The following is a 23,293-nucleotide window of genomic DNA, read 5'->3' on the forward strand; positions in this document are numbered from 1 at the left end:
GACGAGCCCCAGGCCGGCGGTCTCGCGCAGCCGTCGCAGCAGCTCATCCTCGAGCAGCGTCAGCATCTCATGCGGTCCGTCCGCCGTGGCCAGCCGGTCTCGCAGCTCAGCGACGGCGTGCCGGCCCCACACCTGCTCCAACATCACCGGCCGGTCACACAGCTCGGCCGCGGGCATCGGCAGGAACGGCGCCGACCCCCACGGCTTGAGGTGCACGCCGACTGACCGGGTCCAGAGCGGGTAGCCGAACTCCAACGTGCGGGTGGGCGTGGTGACCACGCAGCCGTCGGCGTACTCGGCCGTGTCGATGTCGGCGAGCTGGCGTAGACTATTGATATGGCACAGAGGTTTGCGGAGTACGTTGAGGCGGGTTACGAGCTGACGCCTGACGAACGGCTGGAGGCCGCTCGGATGCTCCGCTTAAGCGTTGATCAGGACACCGACAGCGAACAGGCCGATATCGATGGTGCGTGGGATGACGTGATTGACCGACGTGTCGCGGAGGTCGTCAGTGGACAGGCCAGACTCGTAGATGGACGCGATGGCTTGACTCAAATCCGCGCTGAGCTCGCTGCGCGTCGTAAGTGACGTATCGATGGCGTGAGCATGAAGCAGCCCACGCCGAGCTCCGTGAGGCTGTGCTTTTCCTCGAGGACGAACGCGAGGGCTGGGGCGACAAGTTCGCTGACGCTGTCGAGGCCGCAATCAATAGCATTCTGGATTCTCCACATAGCTGGGGTCTGCACAGAGGTGAGCGTCGGAAACCGGCCGTCCGCACCAGGAGCGTCGCGGGATTTCGATACGACATCAAGTACATCGTCCACAATGACGAAGTCGTCATTGTGGCGTATGCGCACGAGCGTCGCCGACCCGGCTACTGGACGAATCGCCTCAACGAGTAACCTGCTTGGTGGGCTCGGCCGCTCGTCATGCTCAGCGGACACGGTCGAGGCTCCTAAGTTGGCACTGATCTGTAAGTGGGGACCTTCCCCGAGATCTGCGCGTCCCGCAGGGGATCCGCTAAGGGGCTCATGCCGGCCCCTGTGTTCAACATTTGTCAAACGTGCGGTAAGATTAGTGCCATGTCTACATCGATCGGTTTCCGTCCGACGCCGGACGACGAGCGCATCCTGCGCGAGGCGGGGCAGCCCGGCGAGAGTACCTCGGACACGCTGCGCCGCGCGCTACGGCTGCTGGATCACCAACGCTGGTTGGCCCAGTTCCGCGCAGACGCTGAAGCGCTAAAGGGCGAGGACATCAACACGGAGCCAGAGGCCTGGTGATCCGCGGGGCCGTCTACAGGGTCGACTTGGGTCGCCCTCGGAGCCACGAGCAGGGCGGCAAGCGATTGGGTCTGGTCCTGTCCCCGTCGGACTCGCCGTTGTCCGTCGTCACCGTGGTTCCTACGTCCACCTCGGCTGGCCTATCTGTCCATCGTCCCGAGCTCGAAGTCGCTGGTCGATCGACGCGAATGCTGGTCGACCAAATCCGCTCGATCGACGTGGACTACGTCGTCGGTGACCCCGTCGACTACCTCATCCGGGATCAACTTGCAGAGGTCGAGCTCGCGCTGGCCCATTACCTCGGAGTTCAGGACGTGAACCCACCCCGGTCTTCATAGACGGCGACCGGTCAAGGATCCTTAGGTGACACACGTCGCCAGCCGTGCGCCGGCCGGCCTACTGGACGAGTCGCCTGAACGAATGACCTGGGCGGTGGCGTAGATGTGGGGGAAGCATGGCGTGTGGGGAGGACTTTGCCGAACCAGCCACAGCAGCCGATCAGCCCTGCAATGCCCGTTCGATACCGTGAAGGGCGTAACCAACTGCCTGATCGTCAGAGAGTTGGCCGCCGCGGGCGACTGCGGCTTCAAAGTCGTCGTCGCCGATCGCCTTCCTCAGCGACGAGGCCACCGCCGACATCCGCTCCTGGTCGGCGCCGAAGGCGGTGGCGCCGGTGCGGGGATGGACAACAGCCCCGTACAAAACTGCAGCATCAAGGTTCGCTTCGAGCCGGGCGAATAGGTCAATCAAGTTGCGCAGCGTGGTCCACTGGTGGACCCAATCGTTGACCCGGTACCAGTGTTCGATTACCTCGTGGAATGACCGGAGCGCGTCGCCGGTATCACCGTGGCGGCTGCGCAGGGTGCCGATGGACACCCGCGCGACTCCGGCTGTGAAAGAGTTCCGGACCGTGTCCGCGATGGCGACGGCGTCCTCGAAGCGGGCCAGCGCTGCGTCGGCGTCTTCGGCGGACAGGAGTTCACCCCGGCAGTAGGCGGTCCACGCCAGATGGGTGGGGTTTCCGCACAGCTCGGCTGCCTCCTGAACCTTGGACATCAGGCGGCGCGCGGCCGGGCGGTCGCCACCGTAGATGCATGACAGCACCTGGTGCAGATAGGCAAAAGCGGTGTTGTAATGTTCGTGCGCCGGAACCGTCACCTCAAGCGCCTCCCGGGCGTAGCCGAAGCAATCGTCCAGGCGTCCTTCATACAAGGCCACGACGGCCAGTGTCTCCAGCGGCCGGATCTTGGAGAGCGGGTCACGGGCGGCGGCAAGACCGCGCTCGGCCAGCCCGATGGCTCGGTGGAGGTCGCCATGATGCCCGGCTCGTTCGGCGGCGGCCCCCTGCACCTGCGCCAGCAACCGGTGCCACCGGTCGCCGGTCAGCGCCAGCGAAGCCTCGGCCCAGCCGTGGACCTCATCGCGCAGGCGGAAGAAGGCGTAATAGTGCAATGCGGCGGGCAGCCGCAGGGCCAGTTCGACGTCGTCGGCGCCGATGGCATGCTGGTGAGCCGCTCGCAAATTGTCCAGTTCATCGTCGAGGCGTGACACCCAGGCAGCCTCGTCCGGACCGCGTATCTGCGGTTCGGCCGTTTCGGCCAGGCCGGCATAATATTCCGCGAACCGGTGGCGCAGCAGATCGGTGTCACCGTGTGCGGCAAGGCGTTCGGCGGCGTACTGGCGCAGCGTTTCGAGCAGCCGCAACCGGTCGCCCGCAGTGCCTGTCCGGTCCCTGACCAGCATGGAAGCGTCGACCAGGCCGGCAACCAACACCGCCACAGAACCGCGCTCGATACTGCCCGAGCAGCACACCTGTTCGGCCGCATCGAGGGTGAAGCTGCCGGCGAAGACGGACAACCGGGAGAAAACGATCTGCTCCTCGTCGGACAACAGGTCGTAGGACCAGTCGACGACGGCGGACAGGCTGCGGTGCCTCGGATCTGTGCGCGGACCGGCAGTCAGCAGGCGGAACCGGTCATCCAGCCGGCGCCGCAGCTCGTCGGTTCCGAGCGCCGGCACCCGGGCGGCTGCCAGCTCAATGGCGAGCGGGACGCCGTCGAGCCGTTCGCAGATTTCCGCGATAGCTTCGGCTGAGGACCCATCGAACGCAGGATCCGCGGACGCGGCACGGTCGCGGAACAGTCGGACGGCGGCAGCTGGTTCGGCGGCAGCTGCCGGCTTGTGCCCTGCGGCTCCATCCGGTGCCTCGGCTCCTCCCGGTGCAACAACGGACAACGGCTCGACAGGCCACCGCTGCTCGCCCTCGATGTTGAGCGGCTGCCGGCTCGTCGCCAGCACTGTCACCGCCGGGCAGCTGGAGACAATCGCCTGCGCCAGGTGGCTGACGGTATCGATCACGTGCTCGCAGTTGTCGAGGATCAACAACAATCTCCGGCCGCGCAATACGTTCAGCAGGCTCTGCATGACCGTTGCCCCCTGTTGCTGCTTAATTCCCAGGGCAGTCAGCAGCGACTCTTCGACCGCCGCCGCCTCCCGGATCGGTGCCAATTCGCACAGCCAGGTGCCGTCGCCGTACTCCTGGGACAAAGAGGTCGCGACCGCCGCCGCCAGCCGGGTCTTGCCGACGCCTCCTGCGCCGGTCAACGTCAGCAGCCGCACCTGCCGCAGCTGGTCGATGATTGCTGCCATGTCGCGGGTGTGGCCCACAAAACTGGACAGGGAGGTGTCCACGGCCCGGCGCGCCTGCGCGCAGGCGCGCCGGCACATGGACGGTGCCTCCGCCGTCGAACAAGCCTTGGTCAACGCCCTGCTCTTCCGCTATCAATCCGACCAGCCGGCAGCGGATATGCAGGCCTGGAACACCGCTTACGCCAACAAGATGAGGACGCTCCACCGGCAGTTCGGCGACGACCCGGATGTTGCGGCCCACTTCGTCGAAGCACTGATGAACCGCAGTCCTTGGAAAATGTGGGACCTGCATTCCGGACAGCCCGCCGACGGCGCCGACACGGAGGAATGCCTCGATGTCCTCGCCGACAGCATGGGGCGGGTGCGTGCCGCGGGTCTGCCCCCGCACCCGGGCCTATGGCACCTGTATCTGCACCTGATGGAAATGTCGCCGGTGCCGGAACAGGCGCTGACCTGCGGCGATGAACTGCGGAACCTGGTGCCCGACGCCGGACATCTGGTGCATATGCCAACGCACATTGATGTCCAGTGCGGAAACTACCGGGACGTGGTCGACTCGAACCACGCCACGACGTGCAGTCGTCCTGTTTCTGCAGCGCGCCCGTGTCGAAGGCCCCGGCTGAGTTCTCCGTAGCCGGCGGCGGCTGTTGCGACAAGCCGTCGGCCGCCGCCTGCTCCGGCGAGTGCGCGCATCCCCACAACTGACAGGTGCTCACGGCCGGCTTTGGCGCTCGCAGCCCCGGTACTAGTAGAATCGATGTATCGGCGTTGACCCGGATATCACCGGCGAGCTTCCGGAAGAACGGAACCACCCGCACCGCAGCGGGGATTCCCAGTAGAACCGGACGGGTAAGCCCGTCACAGCAGCTAACGAGCGGCGACCGTTCGACAGCTGGCAACAGCCGTCGGCGGTGGCAAGTGAGGTGGTACCGCGCCAAGTGGTGCCGGCGCGACGCAGCGGTCATCAGGTGGCCGGCGTCGACGGTGGCAGCTGACGTCCTCGCATCCTGTACCGGCCACAACCAGGATGTCCCAGATGCCTCAGAATTATCCCAAAGCCACCACCGCCGACTCCGCCACGGCGGCCGCTACATCTTCACCCTCTTTCCCGCAGATCGAAGAGCGTGTGCTCAAGTACTGGGACCAGGACGGCACCTTCCAGGCAAGTATCGACGCCAGGGACCCGGGCGAGAACGGCGAGAACGAGTTCGTCTTCTACGACGGCCCCCCATTCGCCAACGGGCTTCCACACTATGGCCACCTGCTGACCGGCTACGCCAAGGACCTGGTGGGCCGTTACCAGACCCAGCGCGGCCGCAGGGTCGAGCGCCGCTTCGGTTGGGACACCCACGGTCTTCCGGCCGAGCTCGAGGCGATGAAGCAACTCGGCATGACGGATAAGAAACAGATCGAAGCCATGGGCATCGACAAGTTCAACGATGCCTGCCGGGCTTCGGTGCTGAAGTACGCCGACGAATGGAAGGACTACGTCACCCGCCAGGCCCGGTGGGTCGACTTCGACAACGACTACAAGACGCTCAACGTCGAGTACATGGAATCTGTGATGTGGGCCTTCAAGTCGCTCCATGAAAAGGGCCTGACCTATAGCGGTTACCGGGTGCTGCCGTACTGCTGGAAAGACGAGACGCCGCTGTCCAACCACGAACTGCGGATGGATGAGGACGTCTACCAGATGCGCCAGGACCCGACGGTCACTGTCACGTTCCCCATTACCGGCCCGGCCGACGACGACGGCGGCAGCTCAGGTGCCGCCCGGCTGGCGGGGGTCAAGGCTGTGGCGTGGACGACGACGCCGTGGACCCTGCCGACCAACGCCGCCCTCGCCGTCGGCCCCGACATCAACTACGTCGTCGTGCCCGGTCTCGACACGGGCGCGGGGCGCCCTGCTCGACCAACGGCGGTCGACGAAGCGAGCGCGGTCTCGATGCGGCGAGGGGCGCCTTACTCGACCACCGACGCGGTGGTCGACCAAGCGAGCGCGGTCTCGATGCGGCGCGGGGCGCCTTACTCGACCACCGACGCGGTGGTCGACCAAGCGAGCGCCAGCGAGCGCGCGGAGACCCGGTACCTGATCGCCGAGGATCTGCTCGGCAGCTATGCCAAGGACTTCGGTTACGACACCGCCGAAGAGGCGCACGCCGCCGTCGTCGACACCTTGACCGGCCGGGAACTGGACGGGTTGGGCTACGAGCCGCTGTGGGACTACTTCGCCGACCCCGAACGCGGTGGCTACCGCAACGGCTTCCGCTTCCTGGTCGCTGACTATGTCACAACCACCGACGGCACCGGCATCGTGCACCAGTCGCCGGCCTATGGTGAAGAAGACCAGAAGATCACCGAAGAGGCCGGCATCGGCGTGATCCTCTCCGTCGACGAAGGCGCGAAATTCCTCCCGCTGTTCGCCGACGGGCCGCTGTCGGCCATCGCCGGTGTCCAGGTGTTCGAGGCGAACAAGGCGATCGTCCGGCAGCTGAAGGAATCGGGCCGGCTGCTTCGCCAGTCCACCCTCGATCACTCCTACCCGCACTGCTGGCGGTGCCGTAACCCGCTCATCTACCGCGCCGTGTCCTCCTGGTTCGTCGAAGTATCCAGCTTCAACGAGCGGATGGGCCAGCTGAACCAGCAGATCAACTGGATCCCGGAGAACGTCAAGGACGGCCAATTCGGCAAGTGGCTGGAAAACGCCAAGGACTGGTCCATCAGCCGCAACCGGTACTGGGGCAGTCCCATCCCGGTGTGGCAGTCGAACGACCCGGCCCACCCGCGCACCGACGTGTACGGCTCGCTGGCCGAACTCGAAGCCGACTTCGGGCGGATACCGCGCAACCACGAGGGCGAGCCGGACCTGCACCGGCCGTTCATCGATGGACTGACCCGCCCGAATCCGGACGATCCGCGCACCCCCGAGCAGGGCGGCTCCACCATGGTCCGGGTCGAGGACGTGCTCGACGTCTGGTTCGATTCAGGGTCGATGCCCTACGCCCAGGTGCATTACCCGATGGAAAACGAGCAGTGGTTCAACAACCACAACCCGGGTGACTTCATCGTCGAGTACATCGGCCAGACCCGCGGCTGGTTCTACACCCTGCATGTGCTGGCCACGGCGTTGTTCGACCGGCCCGCGTTCCGCAACGTGATCAGCCACGGCATCGTGCTGGGTTCGGACGGGCAAAAGATGTCCAAGTCCCTGCAGAACTACCCGGACGTCACCGAGGTGCTGGACCGGGACGGCTCGGACGCGATGCGCTGGTTCCTGATGGCCAGTCCCATCCTGCGTGGCGGCAACCTGGTGGTCACGGAGCAGGGGATTCGCGACGGCGTCCGGCAGGTGATGCTGCCGCTGTGGAACGCCTGGCACTTCTTCAGCCTGTACGCCAACGCGGCCGACGGCGGCAACGGCTACGACGCCAGTGCGGTCTCGATGCCTGACTCGACCAACGCCCCGGTGGTCGACCAAGCGAGCGCCAGCGAGCGCGCGGAGACCCGCGTGGAGACCCCCACCGACCCCCTCGACGCGTACATCCTGGCCAACACGGGCGATCTGGTCCGCTCCATGACGACGGCGCTGGATGCCTTCGATATCAGCGGCGCGGCCGAAAACCTCCGGCTCTATCTGGATACGTTGACCAACTGGTATGTGCGCCGCAGTCGGCAGCGCTTCTTTGCCGAAGACCCGGCCGCCTTCAACGTGCTGTACACCTGCCTGGAGACCGTGGCCCGGGTGGCCGCCCCGCTGCTGCCTCTGGTCAGCGAGGAAATCTGGCGCGGGCTGACCGGCGGACGATCGGTGCATCTGACCGACTGGCCGGAGGCGGCGGCCTTCCCGGTTGATACCGGGCTCGTCGAGGACATGGATCGCACCCGGCAGATTTGCTCGACCGGTTCCAGCCTGCGCAAGGCTGCGAACCTGAGGGTGCGCCAGCCGCTGCAGGAATTGACAGTTGTCGCACCTTCCGCCGAACGGCTGGACGGCAACTATGCCTCGATCATCGCCGACGAGCTGAACATCAAGTCCGTGCGGCTGGTGGATGACACCGCGGCGCAGCCGGAGGAGTTTGGCATCAGCCAGAAGCTGGTCGTCAACGCCCGCGCCGCCGGGCCCCGGCTGGGCAAGGATGTGCAGGTGGCGATCAAGGGTGCCAAGAGCGGCGACTGGTCCGTTGACGACGACGGCACAGTCACTGCCGGCTCGCTGGCGCTGCAGCACGGCGAGTACTCGCTGGAGACAGTTGTTGACGATGACGGCGGATCCGGCCGGGCGGTCAGCGTGCTTCCCGCCGGCGGTTTCGTGGTGCTGGATACCGAATTGACCGATGCGCTGCGGGCCGAGGGAATGTCCCGTGACGCGGTGCGGGCGATCCAGCAGGCCAGGCGCGATGCCGGGCTGCACATCAGTGACCGCATCCGCACGGCCGTAACGGCCGAGCAACAGGTCCTCGACGCGATCGAGGCCAACAGCGAACTGGTCAAAACCGAAACACTCACCGACGACCTGGTGTTGAACCCCGCCGGAACCGGCACACCAGGCGCAGGAAACGGACCCGACGCACGCCCGGACGCGGCGGCCACAGATGACGCCGACGACCTGATGGCCGTGGCAGTCGAGAAATTGGAGGCCTGAACATGGCACACGACGACGAGTTTTCCGTCGAAAGCGTATATGCGGACCTGCTCTCGAGGGCGCCGGAGTCAAAGATGGAACCGCGTCTCGACCCGCTGTTCCGGGTGATGGAACTGCTCGGGGACCCGCAGAAGGCCTACCCGGTGATCCACCTGACCGGCACCAACGGGAAGACCTCGACGGCGCGGATCATCGAAGCCGGGCTGCGGGCCCTCGGGCTGCGGACCGGCCGCTACACCAGCCCGCACCTGGCCAAGGTGACCGAGCGGATCAGCGTGGATGGCGAACCGGTCGCCGACGCCACCTTCGTGAAGATCTGGGACGAGATCCGCCCGGTGCTGGACATGGTGGACCACGAACTCGCCGATGAGGGCGAGCCGCGGCTGACCTACTTCGAATGCCTGACCATCCTGGGCTTCGCCGTCTTCGCGGACGAGCCGATCGACGTGGCAGTGGTTGAAGTCGGTCTCGGCGGAATCACCGACGCGACCAACGTCGCCGATGGACAGGTCGCCGTCGTCACGCCGATCTCCGCGGACCACACGGACCTGCTGGGCGAGACGCTGACGGAAATCGCACTGGAGAAATCCGGGATCATCAAGGAGGGCGGCTTCCTGGTCAGCGCCGCGCAGCCGGTGGAAGCCGCCCAGGTACTGCTGGAGCGGGCCCAGGAGGTTGAGGCTCCGTTCCGTTTCCAGGGGGTCGAGTTCGGCGTCGATGCCCGGGTAATGGGCGTCGGCGGACAGCAGCTGACCATATCCGGCCTCGCGGGCACCTACGAAGATCTGCTGCTGCCCCTGCACGGCATTCACCAGTCGCAGAATGCCGCCGTCGCCGTCGCCGCGCTGGAGGCATTCATCGGAGGCGGCCAGAAGGCGCTGGAGACCGATGTGCTGCGCGAGGCGTTCGCCGAAGTGACCTCGCCCGGGCGCATGGAGGTGGTGCGTGCTGCGCCGACCACGATTATCGACGCCGCGCACAATCCCGACGGCGCACGGGCCACCGCTGGTGCCGTGCTGGAATCCTTCAGCTTGAGTAAATTGGTGATCGTGCTCGGGGCCCTGCGGGAGAAGGATGCCCAGGGAATCGTGACCGAACTGAAGGACTCGCTCGCTGAGCTGAATCCGGTCTTCTGTTTCACCCAATCATCGTCACCGCGTGCCATTCCCGCGGAGCAGCTGGCCGAGGACGCCGTCGGATGGGGCGTCCCTTCGGAGTCGGTTTTCGTCCAGCCCGCCCTCGACGACGCCATCGAATGGGCGGTGGCGCGCAGCGAAGAGGACAATGATTTGGCCGGAGGAATCCTGATTACCGGCTCGATCACCGTCGTCGGCGAAGCCCGCACGCTGTTGCTGCCAAAGGGGAGTGCCAATGGCCCGGCTGACTAAAGCCCAACGCGAATGGCATCCCGATAAGCCGCGCAAGCGGCGTTCCATCAAGGTGATGTTCGGCTCCACTGTGCTGGCGCTGGAAGCCTTTGTGGTGTTCTTCGCGACCCTTGTCGCGTTCGGGATCGAAGCACAGGGCCTGCCGCCGGCGGTGCTGCTGACGTGCGGTATTGCACTGAGTGGCGTACTGGTGGCCGCCTGCGCGCTGCTGGCCAAGAGCTTCGGCGACACCGTTGGATGGCTGCTGCAGGTGCTGCTGATCGCGACCGGGTTTATCGTCCCGATGATGTTCCTGGTCGGTGTCCTGTTTGCCTTGACCTGGTGGTACGGGATTCATACCGGTGCCCGGCTGGACCGGGAAAATGCCCGGAGGGATGCTGCGCAGGCCGAGTGGGAGCGCGACCATCCCGAGCCAGGCAATTAGAGTTAAACCGCTATCCATCGACAACGATTCAAGGAGACATCTATGAGCACTGAACGCACCCTGGTTCTGATTAAGCCCGACGGCGTATCCCGTCAGCTGACCGGAACTATCCTGGCCCGCGTGGAGGCCAAGGGCTACACCCTGGCCGACCTGAAGCTGACCAACGCGACCCGCACACAATTGGAGCAGCATTACGAGGAGCACGTGGGCAAGCCGTTCTATGAACCGCTGGTGGAGTTCATGCTCAGCGGGCAGATGGTGGTGGCCATCTTCACCGGGGAGCGGGTCATCGAAGGTTTCCGGACCCTGGCGGGATCGACTGAGCCGACGGTTGCCTCTCCGGGCACCATCCGTGGCGACTTTGGCCGGGACTGGGGCTTGAAGGTGCAGCAGAACCTGGTGCACGGATCCGACTCGCCCGAGTCGGCCGAACGCGAGATCGGAATCTGGTTCGGCTGACCCGAAACCGCCGGCGCGTCGCGGCCAACCGATCAGTCATCAGCCAAAGTTGCCGATGAAGAACCTGAATATGATGCTGGTGATAATGCCGAGGTAGGCAAGGGCCACCAGCACCCAGGCCCATTCATTGACCACCCGGAGCAGACCGTCCGGCAGCTTCAGGACGCCGTGGTTTGCGTTTCGGACGGTGACCCAGACGAACATCGGAATCATCATCGCCCACACCACCATGCAATAGGGGCACAGGGCTCCGATGACGTAGACGGACTGGAACCACAGCCATCCGATGAATGCCATGCCCAGCGTCACCCCGGTCTGCAGCCCGATCCAGTACCAGCGACTGACACTGCCACCTGCCAGCAGCACCATTCCGGTGGTGATGGGAACGGCAAAGGCAACAATGCCGATGAGCGGATTGGGGAAGCCGAAGAGGGCAGCCTGATCGGTCTTCATCACTGAAGTGCAGGAGACCCACGGGTTAATGTCGCAGCTGGCAATATAGTTGGGGTCGCGGAACAAGGCCAGCCGTTCCAACACCAGTACCCAGGCCGCGAGCCACGCCACAGCGCCGGTGATCACCAGAAACAGTCCAAAGCTGCGCCGGCCGGTCAACCGCGGCGCGTCGTCCCGTGCTGCCGGTCCGGAGTCGGGCCTGCGGCCGTCGTCTCCGGGGTGCTTGCGGCCGCTGGAAGGACCGGTTTCTCGCGCTGATTCCACTATGTCTCCTGGATCTGTTCGCCGGGCTGTCTTGTCGATTCTAGTTGGCAACGGCGATTCGACGCGGTCGGTCCATAGCCGGGTTGTACTCGGGGCGCATGACCGCCTACCTGAGAACTGAAGGCCTATGTGAGACAATGAGTCCAGGTTGGGTGGCGAGCCACATTCGTCTATCCAATCCAGTGAGAAGCTTGTGGGCGATGCTTCGGGCGAAGAGCTCCCGTGACGGAGGGCACCTGAAATCCGCCGATAAACCACTGCTGGTGAAAAAGGTAAGGCAGCAGGGAACGAGCTACCGCTGGCCGGTGAGTGATACTGCACCCCAAGTGATGGTGCGAGCTCACGGGTACCATGACGATTTCCGTCTGGCGCGACGGCCTACGGCCCGCGGCGCAGACGACAACTGTCCCCCGGGGACCGGAATGTGGCCGGTACCGCCAGGGACTGGAGTATAGCTGTATATGGATAATGATCAGGTTCCATCAAGCGATTCTGAACAACCCGCTGAACAACTGAACGATCAAGCCGCCCCGGCGGCTCCGGCCGAAAAGCCCGCACGCCGCAGCAGGACACGGAAGTCCGCACCAGCTGCGCAGAGTGACGCCGCGGCGGGTGAAGCTCCGGCGGCGGAAAGCGGGAGCCCGACTGCGGGAAATGACGCCGCGGCGAGCGAAGCTCCGCCGGCCAACAATGACACCGCCGGCGGAGATGCACCAGCCGACGAGCCGGAGACCACGGTCACCGCCGATAGCACGGGCAGCGCCGGCGCCACGACCCGGAAAGCGGCGCGGGCGCCCGCCAAGAAGAGGACTGCGCCTTCCCGCGCCGGCGGCAGAAACGCGAAGTCAGGCAGCGACGACGGCGGTACCGCAGGCAGCGCCACCGACAGAGCCGACGACACCAACGACACAGCCGGCACCGAAAGTGCCGCTACGACCGGCGGCGCCGACGCAACCACCGCCGGGGCCGCAGCCGGCACAGGCGACCAGCCAGGCCACCAGGATGAGCGGGAAGCCGCCGCTCAGTCGGCCCCTGCCACCCCGCCGGTGTCGGTGCTCTTCCAGGCCCCGGATTTGAGCGAAATCCGGTCGGGCAAGGACAAGTCGCCTTCTTCGGAGTCCGCCACTTCGCCTTCCGCTGGCCCGGATTCTCCCTCCGGGGCGACAGCTGAGGAAACCGCCGGCTCCGGTGGTGACGCTGACGGCGACGGGGGCAGCAACCAGCCCCGCCGTAACCGGCGGAACCGGAACAGGAACCGGAATCGGGACAGCGGCAACGGCGACAACAGTGGCACCGGCGGCAACGGCGCCGATGACGGAACGCCCGCCAGCGAGCAGGACGACTCCGGCGACACCGGCAACGGCAGCAAGGGCGATCAAGGAAATGGCGGCAACGGAAGCGTCAGCGGGCGCCGTCGTCGTCGGCGTCGCCGCGGTGATTCAGACCTCGAACTGACCGGCGGCGATGACGATGGCGACCCGCCCAATACCGTGACCAGGGTGAGGGCCCCGCGCCAGCACAGCGAGGCACCCGCGTCGGAAGGGGTGACCAGCGTCAAGGGCTCCACCCGGTTGGAGGCCAAGAAGCAGCGCCGGCGCGAATCCCGGGAGTCAGGACGCCGGCGGCAGGTCATTACCGAGGCCGAGTTCCTCGCCCGGCGGGAGTCGGTCGACCGGACCATGGTGGTGCGGCAAAGCGATGAACGGATCCAAATCGGCGTGCTGGAGGATGGCGTGCTCGCCGAGCATTTTGTGTCCAGGACCCAGCAGGACTCGCTGATCGGCAATGTGTATGTCGGCAAGGTGCAGAACGTGCTGCCGTCGATGGAAGCAGCGTTCGTCGATATCGGGCGTGGACGGAATGCGGTGCTGTACGCCGGCGAGGTCAATTGGGATGCCGCCGGGATGGGGAACCAGCCCCGCCGGATCGAGAACGCTCTCAAGTCCGGCGATTCCGTCGTCGTGCAGGTCACCAAGGATCCCGTGGGGCACAAGGGTGCCCGGCTGACCAGCCAGGTATCACTTCCGGGCCGCTACCTGGTGTATGTGCCGGGCGGTTCCATGACAGGTATCTCCCGCAAGCTTCCCGACGTCGAACGCAACCGGCTGAAGAAGATCCTCAAGGACCGGCTGCCGGACAACGCCGGGGTGATCGTCCGCACCGCCGCCGAAGGTGCCAGCGAACAGGAACTGACCAACGACATCAACCGGTTGCGGGCGTTGTGGGAATCCATCGAGTCCAATTCCACCTCGAATAAGACCGTCCCTCCGGAAATGCTCTATGCGGAGCCGGACCTGACCATCAAGGTGGTCCGTGACGTGTTCAACGAGGACTTTTCCAAACTGGTCATCTCCGGCGACGAGGCGTGGGACACTATCGAGGCCTACGTCACCTACGTGGCACCGGACCTGGTGGGCCGGCTGGAAAAGTGGACCAAGGACGAAGATATCTTCGCCGCCTGGCGGATCGATGAACAAATCACCAAGGCACTGGAACGGAAGGTCTTCCTGCCCTCCGGTGGCTCGCTGGTGATCGACCGCACCGAGGCCATGACCGTCGTCGACGTCAACACCGGCAAGTTCACCGGCAGCGGCGGCAATCTCGAAGAAACGGTCACCAAGAACAATCTGGAGGCTGCCGAGGAGGTGGTCCGGCAGCTCCGTCTGCGGGACATCGGCGGCATCATTGTCATCGACTTCATCGACATGGTTCTGGAGTCCAACCGCGACCTGGTGCTGCGGCGGATGGTCGAATGCCTGGGCCGCGACCGGACCAAGCACCAGGTGGCTGAAGTGACCTCGCTCGGCCTGGTGCAGATGACCCGCAAGCGAATGGGCACCGGGCTGCTGGAAGTGTTCGGAGAGGCATGCGAACACTGCGCCGGCAGGGGAGTCGTAACCCATGGCGAGCCGGTGGAACAGCACAAGGTCGACCACGGCCACCACCAGCAGCACCTGCGGTCCGAAAAGCAGTCGCGCAGCGAAAAGAAGCGCAGCCGGAAGCAGCGGCAACAGGAGAACCAGCCGGCCAGGCAGGCCAACAGCGAGGAGTCGGACAGCGACCGGCAGGCCAAGGCTGACGCCGCCCGGGAGGCGCTGGCCAATATTGCCGCCGCTTCCCATACCTCCGGCGAGCACCCCAAGGAAGACGCCGAAATGCCGGAAGCGCAGCAGCCCACGGGTAAGGAGTCCGGTAAGCAGGGTGGTAAGCAGTCCGGTAAGCAGTCCGGTAAAGGCACCTCCGGCGAGGAGGCTGCTGCCGCAAGCGAACAGTCCCGGGAGCCGGCTCAGGCAGGTCGCTCGAAGGTGGCAGCGGACGAAGGGACTGTGCTGACGATCCAGGGCGAACCGGTCGTGGTGCCTAAATCGGACGCCTCCGAGGCCGCCGAAGCCGACCAGGAGCCTCGACTCACTCTGGACAGCTTGACGGAGGCCTTCGAAGGCCAATCCGGCAAGGGTGCACCAGAATCCGCCCGGCAGCCCGGCCCGGAAAGTCCTTCCGTCGCAGGCGCCGGCAAGCGACGCCCGCGCAGGCATCGTTCCGCACGCAGCGCGCAGGGCGCGGCTAACAGCAACCCGGTGGAAGCGTACGACGACGAGTCACAGCCCGGATCCACCCAAGCCGCCCACCGACATACCGCAATGACCGGCGCTTCCGGCTCCGGGGAGAAATCCGCCGAATCCGCCGGTGCTGCTGCCGCCGACGGCGCCCCCGAGGCCGATGGCGCCCCCGACGCCGGGAAGCAGGCGCCTGCGCCAATGGTGCTGGGAACCGGCGTACCGGCATCTGAGCTCTAATTGCTATAGAGTCAAAGACAGTGACACGGGGTGCTCCGCACCAGGAGCTGAGAACCACACCCGTTGAACCTGAACCAGTTAGCACTGGCGAAGGGATGTCGCGTCGGCATCTGGAACTGTTGCACATCAACTGCGCAGCACGATTGCACTGCCGCTGATGTCCTTTCGCTGAGCGAAGCGAAGGAAACAGATGAGACGCAAGGACAAGTCCATCCCCCGGGTGCTCAGTATCGCCGGCACCGACCCCACAGGCGGGGCAGGAATTCAGGCCGACCTGAAGAGCATCGGTGCAAATGGCGGATACGGCATGGCAGTGGTCACTGCATTGGTGGCCCAGAACACCGGGGGCGTACGCTCTTCCCACACCCCGCCGGTGTCGTTTCTACGGGAGCAGCTCGACGCCGTCAGTGACGATGTGGTGATCGATGCGGTCAAAATCGGCATGCTGGGTCAGCGGGCGGTGATTGAAACCGTCGCCGAATGGCTGCAGCCAAACCGGCCGCCCGTCGTCGTACTCGATCCGGTAATGGTGGCCACCAGCGGTGACCGGCTGCTGGCGACCGACGCGGAGGAAGCGTTGTGCGAGCTGGTGAACCACGTCGACCTCGTGACACCAAATCTTGCCGAATTGGGCGTGCTGCTGCAGGAGCCTCCCGCAGCTGACTGGGATGAAGCCCTCGAGCAGGCCCGGCGGCTCTCCACCCGCCATGGCACCGCCGTGCTGGTCAAGGGCGGGCACCTGGCCTCCGGCGGATGTCCCGATGCCGTGGTCGACATGTCCCTGCCGGCCGACCAGCAGGTCCACGAGCTCAATGGCCAGCGGATAGCCACACGGAACACCCATGGCACCGGCTGCTCGCTGTCCTCGGCGCTGGCTGCCGTGCGGCCACAGACAGAGAGCTGGATCGAAGCCCTGTCGCTGGTGAAGGACTGGCTCGGTACCGCGCTGGAACAGTCACAAGTGCTCGACGTCGGCAACGGCCGTGGGCCGGTGCACCACTTTCACCGGTACAAGACGGAGGCGCCGGACACCTTCAGCCGCCGCCTGTGGGAAGACACCGCGGGCGTGAGGGGCCGGATCTTCGCCCTGGAGTTCATCGGGCAATTGGAGCGCGGGACGCTCGGGCGGCAGCAGTTCGACTATTATCTGAGCCAGGACGCCGTGTATCTTCAGGGCTACGCCCGGGTGCTCCACACCATCTCGTCGCTGGCCCCGACTGAAGCGGACAGCGTCTTCTGGGCCGACGCCGCAGCCAATTGCATCAACGTCGAAGCCGAGCTGCACCGCGAATGGCTCGGCACCGATGCAACGGCCGCGTCTGCCGGCCCGGTGACTGAAGGCTACCTGCAGTTCCTGGAATCGGCCGCGGACACGGACGATTACGCCGTTGCCGTGGCGGCAGTCGTGCCGTGCTTCTGGTTGTACGCGCATGTGGGCGAAACCCTGCACGGCCGCTACCTGCAGCAACCGGAAGCCGCTGCCCATCCGTACCGGGCATGGCTGGATACCTACGCAGATCCGGCCTTCCGCGCTGCCACCGACCGCGCGGTGCGGATCATGGACTTTGCTGCGGCCGCCGCAGGCCCCGGGAACCATGGACAGGTCCGCGAAGCGTTTACGACGGCGGCGGCGTGGGAGCTGGAGTTCTTCGACGCGCCTATGCCGCTCCATTTGCGGCAGGGAGCGAATCTGGCGTATTCTTGATCCTCAGTGCAAATAGCCGCGTAGCGAGCCGTGTCCAGATACGTGCAGCCGTTGTTGCGCACGCACATAACCGTAGCGGCTTTCGCATTCGCAAACTTTTAAGTATGAAACGTCGAGAGAAGTGAGTTCCCAAGTGGTGTACGCGATTGTCCGCGCAGGCGGCCGCCAAGAGAAAGTCTCGGTAGGAGACTTCGTTACCCTCAACCGCGTCCCCGGAGGAGCCGGCAGCACCATCGAACTGCCGGCCTTGCTGCTGGTCGACGGTGAGAAGATCACCTCGGCGCCGCAGGACCTGGCCAAGGTCAAGGTCAGCGCCGAGATCCTGGAGGACCTGCGGGGCAAGAAGGTCGTTATCCAGAAGTACAAGAACAAGACCGGCTACAAGAAGCGCCAGGGCCACCGCCAGGAGCTGACCAAGGTCAAGGTCACGGACATCGCATAGTCCATGCCGGGTGGGTTCCACCCGGCACCGAAGTTCGACTGAACTTCACCCGAACGGGCACCGACGCACAAGTACAGATTCTTAGAAGGCAGGCAATCAGATGGCACATAAGAAGGGCGCCAGCTCCACACGTAACGGCCGCGACTCCAACGCTCAGCACCTGGGCGTGAAGCGTTTCGGCGGCCAGGTCGTCAAGGCAGGTGAAATCCTGGTCCGCCAGCGCGGCACCCACTTCCACCCCGGAAACGGTGTCGGCCGTGGCGGCGATGACACCTTGTTCGCCCTCGACGCCGGCGCCGTCGAATTCGGCACCCGCCGCGGCCGCAAGGTCGTGAACATCGTCAGCGGCACCGCGGCACAGTAGCTTCCACGACCCGCCGGCGGCGCTGTGCAGTGCCGAGAGCCTGCGGCCGGGAGCGCGGTCGAAGACTGAATGGGGGCGAGCCATCCGGCTCGCCCCCATTGCATTTAACCGACAGTGCATTCAACCAACGGCATCAACCGAGCCGTTAACCAGCAGCTTTAACCAACACCTGTTGACCGACAGGGCATCCAACCAACATCGAGCGACATCGAAGGAGACACAGTGGCCAGCTTTGTGGACCGGGTCGTGCTGCACGTCTCCGGCGGTACCGGCGGACATGGGTGCGTCTCGGTCAAGAGGGAAAAGTTCAAGCCGCTCGGCGGTCCCGACGGTGGAAATGGCGGACACGGCGGGGATGTGATCCTGCGCGTCGATCCGCAGACCACCACGCTGCTGTCCTACCATCACGCCCCTCACCGCAATGCCGATAAAGGCGGCGCAGGCAAGGGCGGCATGCGACACGGAACCACCGCCGGGACGCTGGTTCTTCCCGTCCCCGACGGCACTGTGGTCAAAACCCGCGACGGCGAGGTGCTGGCCGACCTGACGGGGGCCGGAACGGAATTTGTCGCCGCTGCCGGCGGCCAGGGTGGCCTGGGCAATGCCGCGCTCGCCTCCCGCAAGCGCAAGGCACCCGGATTTGCACTTCTCGGCGTCCCCGGCGAAGCACGCGATGTCGTCATCGAATTGAAGACAGTCGCCGACGTCGCGCTCGTCGGGTTCCCGTCTTCGGGCAAATCGAGCCTGGTCGCTGCCATGTCGGCGGCGCGGCCAAAGATTGCCGAGTACCCCTTCACCACGCTGATTCCGAATCTCGGGGTCGTCGAGGCCGGATCGACCCGCTTCACCGTTGCAGACGTTCCAGGACTCATCCCGGGGGCCAGCCAGGGCAAGGGCCTGGGGCTCGAGTTCCTGCGGCACGTGGAACGCTGCGCGGCCCTGGTCCATGTCCTCGACTGCGCGACGTTGGAACCGGGCCGGGATCCGCTGTCCGACCTGGACGCCCTGGAGCGCGAGCTTCAAGCCTACGAGGTGGACGCCAGCTATGCCGGAGCGGACCACCAGGTGCCGCTGAACCAGCGCCCCAAGCTGGTGGCGCTGAACAAGGTCGATGTTCCGGAGGCCCGGGAGCTGGCGGAATTCGTCCGTCCCGAACTCGAAGAACGCGGTTATCAGGTCTTCGAAGTCTCCGCCGCCGCCCACGGCGGGCTGCGCCAGCTGACGTTCGCCATGGCTTCACTGGTCGACGCTGCCCGCGAAACCATCGAGGCGTCGGAACCGGCGCGCATCGTGCTTCGCCCCAAGGCGGTCAACGAGTCCGCGTTCGCCATCCGGCGCGAGGAGAAGAGCGGCGAACCGCTGTTCCGGGTGACCGGTGCCAAACCGGTGCGCTGGGTGCAGCAGACCGACTTCACCAATGACGAGGCCGTTGGCTACTTATCCGACCGGCTGGCCAAACTCGGCGTCGAAGACGAGCTGTTCAAGGGTGGAGCCGTCCCCGGCTCCACCGTGGTCATTGGCGAAGACGACGCCGTCGTCTTCGATTGGGAGCCCACCATGGTCGGAGGCGCCGAACGGCTTGCTTCGTCCCGGGGCAACGATCGGCGGCTGGAAGATTACGACCGGCCGACCCGTGGCGAAAAGCGTGAGTTGTACCAGGAGCGCAAAGATGCCCGCGCCGCTGCCCGGGCGGAGCTTGACGCCGAACGGGACGCCGGGATCTGGACCGGCACAGACACCTCTGACCGAACAGATGAAGAATCCGCCGAATAATCGACGACGCCACCGATTAGGAACGAATGACCTCAAAACGTACCCTGCGAACCCGCTCATCTCTGGACACCGCCCAAAGGGTGGTCGTTAAGGTAGGTTCCTCCTCATTGACCTCCGTCGCCGGAGGGATCGATGAGCAGGCGCTGATCAGTCTGTCGGACGTGATTGCTGAACGGCGCAAGCAGGGCACGGAGATCATTCTTGTCTCCTCGGGCGCCATCGCCGCTGGTATCGCCCCGTTGGGCCTGGACCGGCGCCCCAAAGACCTGGCCTCGCAGCAGGCGGCGGCCAGCGTGGGGCAGGGGCTGCTGATGTCGCGTTACAACCAGTCTTTCGGCGCCCACGGTGTCAAGGTCGGCCAGCTGGTGCTGACCGCCGATGACCTGATCCGCCGCAGCCACTATGCCAACGCCCACCGGGCCCTGGAACGGCTGCTGAATTTCGGCGTCGTGCCCATTGTGAACGAAAATGACGCCGTCGCCAGCCACGAAATCCGCTTTGGCGATAATGACCGGCTCGCCGCCCTCGTCACCCACTTGGCCAAGGCCGACGCCATGATCCTGCTCTCCGACGTCGACTCGCTCTACGACGGGCCGCCACAGCACGGCGCCCAGCGGATCAGCCAGGTCAACGGCCCGGCGGACCTGGAAGACATCAAGATTGGCTCGACCGGTGCGGCCGGGGTGGGAACCGGCGGGATGGTGACCAAGGTCGACGCCGCGAGGATGGCTGCCGCATCCGGCATCCCCGCGCTGGTGACCAGCACGGATCAGGCCGCGCAGGCGTTGGCCGGCGACGACGTCGGGACCTGGTTCGCGGCGAAGGGTCGCCGCAAGCCGATCCGGCTGCTGTGGCTGGCGCATCTGGCCAGGATCGAGGGGACGTTGGAGCTCGACGACGGCGCCTCCCGTGCCGTACGTGACCGCCGCCGGTCGCTGCTTCCGGCGGGCATCACCCACGTCAGTGGAAATTTCGAAGCAGGGGATCCCGTTGAAATGGTGAACCGGCAAGGCGACGTCGTGGCCCGCGGACTGGTCAATTATGACTCTGAAGAACTTCCTAAGATGCTGGGCCGCACCACCCGCGACCTGGCGCGGGAACTCGGCAGCGAATACGAACGATCCGTGGTCCACGTCAATGACCTCGTGGCGTTCAAGACTCCGCCTCCACGCTGAATCGGCCCTGACCGGCCGCCGATAACCGATATGCCTCAACGATAGAATGGATTTATGACTATCAGCGCCCAGCAATCGTCTGAACAAGAATCGACCGGACAAACCGCGGCCGGTAACGCCGGCTCCGGGCAGGCCGCAGTATCGCCGGTGGAGGCCGCAGTGCACTCCATCGCCGACCAGGCGCGGACGGCCTCGCGCCGGGTGGCCAGGGCCAACCGCGGTTGGAAAGACCGCGCACTGCTGGCCATCGGCGAAGCGCTGATGGCCAAACAGGACGTCATCCTGCGCGCCAATGCCCTCGATGTTGAAGCCGGACGGGAGAACGGAACCAGCAAGGCGTTGCTGGACCGGCTGAGGCTCGATCCGGACAGGATTGCTTCACTGGCCTCCGCGCTGGAGAACCTCGCATCGCTGCCCGATCCGGTGGGCAGCGTGGTCCGCGGGCAGACCCTGCCCAACGGGCTGCGGATGCGGCAGGTCCACGTGCCGATGGGTGTGGTCGCGGCGATTTACGAGGCCCGGCCGAACGTGACTGTCGATATCGCCGGATTGGCTATCAAGAGCGGCAATGCGGTCATCCTGCGCGGCGGAAGTGCCGCGGCCCGCACCAACGAGACGCTGGTGGGCATTATCCGGGATGAGTTGGTCAGGACATCGTTGCCGGCCGATGCCGTGCAGAGTGTCGATGAATACGGCCGCGAAGGGGCCAACGCGCTGATGAAGGCACGCGGCCGTGTCGATGTGCTGATCCCGCGTGGCGGCCGCAACCTGATCCAGACAGTCGTCAACAACGCCTCAGTGCCGGTGATCGAGACCGGCGAAGGCAACGTGCATGTGTTCGTCGATGCCACGGCGGACGAAGAGATGGCCGCCGACATCGCGGTCAATGCCAAGACGCACCGTCCCAGCGTCTGCAACGCTGCCGAAACCCTGCTGGTGCACAAGGACTCGCCGCATCTGGGCACCCTGCTGACCCGGTTGAGCGAGGCAGGCGTCCGGCTGCATGTGGACCGGCGGGTGATGGCCGCCCTGCCCGGGGGAGTCACCGCAACGGAGGCAACCGACGACGACTGGGCCAGCGAGTACATGGACCTGGAAATGGCCGTGGCGATGGTCGACGACGTCGATGAGGCGATGGAGCACATCCGCACCTGGAGCAGCGGCCACACCGAGGCCATCGTGACGAACAGCCTGGCCAACTCCGAGCTCTTTACCGCAGAAGTCGACTCCGCAGCGGTGATGGTTAATGCCTCCACCCGGTTTACCGACGGCGCCGAACTCGGATTGGGCGCCGAAGTGGGAATCTCCACGCAGAAGATGCATGCCCGCGGTCCGATGGGCCTGCCGGAACTGACCACCACCAAATGGATCGTCAATGGCAACGGGCACATTAAGCCCTGACCGACGCGACTCGACAGTGACGCTGCACGACAGCGACGCGGCGCCGTAACCGCGCAGCACCCTGACGGACGCGCCGCCGGCGAACGCGTAGGATGTAGTCCAGATCCTTTTCAGCAACAGTTGGTGCTGATTTCAACATAAACCAGGGGAGAGACATGCTGACACCGCTTCTTGGGGTCGTTCAAATTTCGGCAGAAACAGCACAGCACCACACCGAGTTGCCGATGCCGGCATGGCTCTACGGCGTCGGGATCATGGGCGTGTTCCTGCTGCTGATGCTGACCACGGTGGCCTTCACGAACCTCGGCAACCGCCATGAAGCGCATGACGAGCACCTCGACCCGCACAAGACCTTCCCCGTTGAACAGCGCCACGACGACGAAGAGCAGATCAATTACTGATGTGCCTGCCCCCGGGCCCTCCTCCGCCTCAGCTGTAACGGAAGCAGAGGAGCCCGGCGGGCGAACGGGCTTTCGCCTGGGGGTGATGGGCGGCACGTTCGACCCCATCCATCACGGCCACTTGGTGGCCGCCAGCGAAGTGGCGGCCGTTTACGGTCTCGATGAAGTCGTTTTCGTGCCGACCGGGAGGCCGTGGCAGAAAGACGGCCGCAGGGTCAGCACCGCCGAGCACCGGTACCTGATGACCGTGGTGGCGACCGCCTCCAACCCCCGGTTCACTGTCAGCAGGGTGGATATCGACCGGCCGGGCCCCACCTACACCATCGATACGTTGCGTGATCTGAAGAATGCCCGCCCTGAAGTTGATATGTTCTTCATCACCGGTGCGGACGCAATGGCACAGATCATGTCATGGAAGGACATCGACGAACTCTGGTCGCTGGCGCACTTTGTCGGGGTCACGCGGCCCGGCCATGAGCTGGATGATCTGGGACGCAAGGATGTGAGCTTGCTGGAGGTGCCGGCGATGGCGATTTCCTCAACTGATTGCCGGACGAGAGTGGAGGCGTCGAAGCCGGTCTGGTACCTGGTTCCCGACGGCGTCGTCCAATACATCGCAAAGTACCGGCTGTACCGGGATGGCCAATCAATCAACAGCACTGAATGAGTTTAT

20 protein-coding genes, 1 pseudogene and 1 riboswitch are annotated in these 23,293 nt (G+C 65.2%); of the genes and pseudogenes, 18 read left to right on the top strand and 3 right to left on the bottom strand.

What is annotated here, in order from left to right; genetic code table 11:
- Positions 1 to 279: pseudogene (locus H535_RS0102560) on the bottom strand (AraC family transcriptional regulator); the annotation flags it as partial.
- 57 nt (positions 280 to 336) lie between these two features.
- On the opposite strand from H535_RS0102560, the gene H535_RS0102565 reads away from it, so the two are divergent.
- From H535_RS0102565 to H535_RS0102580, 4 genes are all read left to right on the top strand, one after another.
- Positions 337 to 588, top strand: a complete 252-nt coding sequence (locus H535_RS0102565; protein WP_026818300.1) for an addiction module protein — start codon at positions 337 to 339, stop codon at positions 586 to 588.
- Complete coding sequence (locus H535_RS23095) at positions 585 to 902, top strand: type II toxin-antitoxin system RelE/ParE family toxin (RefSeq protein WP_155838503.1); 318 nt, start codon at positions 585 to 587, stop codon at positions 900 to 902. The genes H535_RS0102565 and H535_RS23095 overlap by 4 nt, the downstream gene beginning before the upstream one ends.
- A gap of 180 nt (positions 903 to 1,082) precedes the next feature.
- Positions 1,083 to 1,283: a hypothetical protein gene (locus H535_RS0102575; protein WP_026818301.1), complete on the top strand. Its 201-nt coding sequence runs from the start codon at positions 1,083 to 1,085 to the stop codon at positions 1,281 to 1,283.
- Positions 1,280 to 1,621, top strand: a complete 342-nt coding sequence (locus H535_RS0102580) for a type II toxin-antitoxin system PemK/MazF family toxin (protein WP_155838504.1) — start codon at positions 1,280 to 1,282, stop codon at positions 1,619 to 1,621. Before H535_RS0102575 ends, H535_RS0102580 begins: the two co-directional genes overlap by 4 nt.
- 160 nt (positions 1,622 to 1,781) lie before the next feature.
- Here the strand turns inward: H535_RS0102580 and H535_RS23100 are convergent, their stop codons facing one another.
- The gene (locus H535_RS23100; RefSeq protein ID WP_051298401.1) at positions 1,782 to 3,974 is read right to left on the bottom strand and encodes an ATP-binding protein; all 2,193 of its coding nucleotides are present in this window, start codon (positions 3,972 to 3,974) and stop codon (positions 1,782 to 1,784) included.
- Here H535_RS23100 and H535_RS0102590 point away from each other — a divergent pair.
- The 5 genes from H535_RS0102590 to ndk all read left to right on the top strand — a co-directional run bounded on the left by H535_RS0102590 (position 3,967) and on the right by ndk (position 10,845).
- Positions 3,967 to 4,566: a hypothetical protein gene (locus H535_RS0102590; RefSeq protein WP_035768171.1), complete on the top strand. Its 600-nt coding sequence runs from the start codon at positions 3,967 to 3,969 to the stop codon at positions 4,564 to 4,566. The two genes, H535_RS23100 and H535_RS0102590, sit on opposite strands and share 8 nt — an antisense overlap.
- Positions 4,567 to 4,959: 393 nt before the next feature.
- On the top strand, positions 4,960 to 8,574 hold the full coding sequence (locus H535_RS23105) for an isoleucine--tRNA ligase (RefSeq protein ID WP_081416405.1): 3,615 nt from the start codon (positions 4,960 to 4,962) through the stop codon (positions 8,572 to 8,574).
- A 2-nt stretch (positions 8,575 to 8,576) separates the two neighbouring features.
- Positions 8,577 to 9,962 carry a bifunctional folylpolyglutamate synthase/dihydrofolate synthase gene (locus H535_RS0102600; RefSeq protein WP_026818304.1) on the top strand — a complete coding sequence of 462 codons (1,386 nt, stop codon included), beginning with the start codon at positions 8,577 to 8,579 and terminating at the stop codon, positions 9,960 to 9,962.
- A complete protein-coding gene (locus H535_RS0102605) occupies positions 9,946 to 10,386 on the top strand; it encodes a DUF4233 domain-containing protein (protein WP_026818305.1) in 441 nt (146 codons plus the stop codon). The genes H535_RS0102600 and H535_RS0102605 overlap by 17 nt, the downstream gene beginning before the upstream one ends.
- 42 nt (positions 10,387 to 10,428) lie before the next feature.
- The gene (ndk, locus tag H535_RS0102610; RefSeq protein WP_026818306.1) at positions 10,429 to 10,845 is read left to right on the top strand and encodes a nucleoside-diphosphate kinase; all 417 of its coding nucleotides are present in this window, start codon (positions 10,429 to 10,431) and stop codon (positions 10,843 to 10,845) included.
- Positions 10,846 to 10,884: 39 nt separating this feature from the next.
- On the opposite strand, the gene H535_RS23110 is transcribed toward ndk, so the two are convergent.
- Positions 10,885 to 11,562 (bottom strand): vitamin K epoxide reductase family protein, encoded by a 678-nt coding sequence (locus H535_RS23110; RefSeq protein ID WP_035768173.1) that lies wholly within the window; start codon positions 11,560 to 11,562, stop codon positions 10,885 to 10,887.
- Positions 11,563 to 12,023: 461 nt separating this feature from the next.
- Between H535_RS23110 and H535_RS0102620 the strand changes: the two genes are divergently transcribed.
- The 9 genes from H535_RS0102620 (at position 12,024) to nadD (ending at position 23,287) form a co-directional block, all read left to right on the top strand.
- Positions 12,024 to 15,359 (top strand): Rne/Rng family ribonuclease, encoded by a 3,336-nt coding sequence (locus H535_RS0102620; protein ID WP_026818307.1) that lies wholly within the window; start codon positions 12,024 to 12,026, stop codon positions 15,357 to 15,359.
- A gap of 16 nt (positions 15,360 to 15,375) precedes the next feature.
- Positions 15,376 to 15,472, top strand: a riboswitch (TPP riboswitch).
- 77 nt (positions 15,473 to 15,549) lie between these two features.
- Positions 15,550 to 17,064, top strand: coding sequence for a bifunctional hydroxymethylpyrimidine kinase/phosphomethylpyrimidine kinase (gene thiD / locus H535_RS0102625; RefSeq protein ID WP_026818308.1), 1,515 nt, complete (start codon positions 15,550 to 15,552; stop codon positions 17,062 to 17,064).
- Positions 17,065 to 17,197: 133 nt separating this feature from the next.
- Positions 17,198 to 17,506, top strand: coding sequence for a 50S ribosomal protein L21 (gene rplU, locus H535_RS0102630; protein WP_026818309.1), 309 nt, complete (start codon positions 17,198 to 17,200; stop codon positions 17,504 to 17,506).
- Between the two features lie 100 nt (positions 17,507 to 17,606).
- A complete protein-coding gene (gene rpmA / locus H535_RS0102635) occupies positions 17,607 to 17,870 on the top strand; it encodes a 50S ribosomal protein L27 (RefSeq protein ID WP_026818310.1) in 264 nt (87 codons plus the stop codon).
- A 222-nt stretch (positions 17,871 to 18,092) separates the two neighbouring features.
- Positions 18,093 to 19,643: a GTPase ObgE gene (obgE, locus tag H535_RS0102640; RefSeq protein ID WP_026818311.1), complete on the top strand. Its 1,551-nt coding sequence runs from the start codon at positions 18,093 to 18,095 to the stop codon at positions 19,641 to 19,643.
- Positions 19,644 to 19,669: 26 nt separating this feature from the next.
- Complete coding sequence (proB, locus tag H535_RS0102645) at positions 19,670 to 20,818, top strand: glutamate 5-kinase (protein WP_026818312.1); 1,149 nt, start codon at positions 19,670 to 19,672, stop codon at positions 20,816 to 20,818.
- Between the two features lie 54 nt (positions 20,819 to 20,872).
- The gene (locus H535_RS0102650; RefSeq protein WP_026818313.1) at positions 20,873 to 22,219 is read left to right on the top strand and encodes a glutamate-5-semialdehyde dehydrogenase; all 1,347 of its coding nucleotides are present in this window, start codon (positions 20,873 to 20,875) and stop codon (positions 22,217 to 22,219) included.
- 155 nt (positions 22,220 to 22,374) lie between these two features.
- On the top strand, positions 22,375 to 22,620 hold the full coding sequence (locus H535_RS0102655) for a hypothetical protein (protein ID WP_026818314.1): 246 nt from the start codon (positions 22,375 to 22,377) through the stop codon (positions 22,618 to 22,620).
- Positions 22,621 to 22,702: 82 nt separating this feature from the next.
- Complete coding sequence (gene nadD / locus H535_RS0102660; protein WP_281171220.1) at positions 22,703 to 23,287, top strand: nicotinate-nucleotide adenylyltransferase; 585 nt, start codon at positions 22,703 to 22,705, stop codon at positions 23,285 to 23,287.
- The last annotated feature ends 6 nt before the right edge of the window (positions 23,288 to 23,293 follow it).

Source organism: Arthrobacter castelli DSM 16402, assembly GCF_000430705.1.
Lineage (GTDB): Bacteria > Actinomycetota > Actinomycetes > Actinomycetales > Micrococcaceae > Arthrobacter_C > Arthrobacter_C castelli.

What these genes read in the sequence shown, in the direction of transcription:
- H535_RS0102565 (WP_026818300.1), top strand. Translation starts at nt 337, where the DNA reads ATGGCACAGAGGTTTGCGGAGTACGTTGAGGCGGGTTACGAGCTGACG.
- H535_RS0102575 (WP_026818301.1), top strand. Translation starts at nt 1,083, where the DNA reads ATGTCTACATCGATCGGTTTCCGTCCGACGCCGGACGACGAGCGCATC.
- H535_RS23105 (WP_081416405.1), top strand. Translation starts at nt 4,960, where the DNA reads ATGTCCCAGATGCCTCAGAATTATCCCAAAGCCACCACCGCCGACTCC.
- H535_RS0102600 (WP_026818304.1), top strand. Translation starts at nt 8,577, where the DNA reads ATGGCACACGACGACGAGTTTTCCGTCGAAAGCGTATATGCGGACCTG.
- H535_RS0102605 (WP_026818305.1), top strand. Translation starts at nt 9,946, where the DNA reads ATGGCCCGGCTGACTAAAGCCCAACGCGAATGGCATCCCGATAAGCCG.
- ndk (WP_026818306.1), top strand. Translation starts at nt 10,429, where the DNA reads ATGAGCACTGAACGCACCCTGGTTCTGATTAAGCCCGACGGCGTATCC.
- H535_RS0102620 (WP_026818307.1), top strand. Translation starts at nt 12,024, where the DNA reads ATGGATAATGATCAGGTTCCATCAAGCGATTCTGAACAACCCGCTGAA.
- thiD (WP_026818308.1), top strand. Translation starts at nt 15,550, where the DNA reads ATGAGACGCAAGGACAAGTCCATCCCCCGGGTGCTCAGTATCGCCGGC.
- rpmA (WP_026818310.1), top strand. Translation starts at nt 17,607, where the DNA reads ATGGCACATAAGAAGGGCGCCAGCTCCACACGTAACGGCCGCGACTCC.
- proB (WP_026818312.1), top strand. Translation starts at nt 19,670, where the DNA reads ATGACCTCAAAACGTACCCTGCGAACCCGCTCATCTCTGGACACCGCC.
- H535_RS0102650 (WP_026818313.1), top strand. Translation starts at nt 20,873, where the DNA reads ATGACTATCAGCGCCCAGCAATCGTCTGAACAAGAATCGACCGGACAA.
- H535_RS0102655 (WP_026818314.1), top strand. Translation starts at nt 22,375, where the DNA reads ATGCTGACACCGCTTCTTGGGGTCGTTCAAATTTCGGCAGAAACAGCA.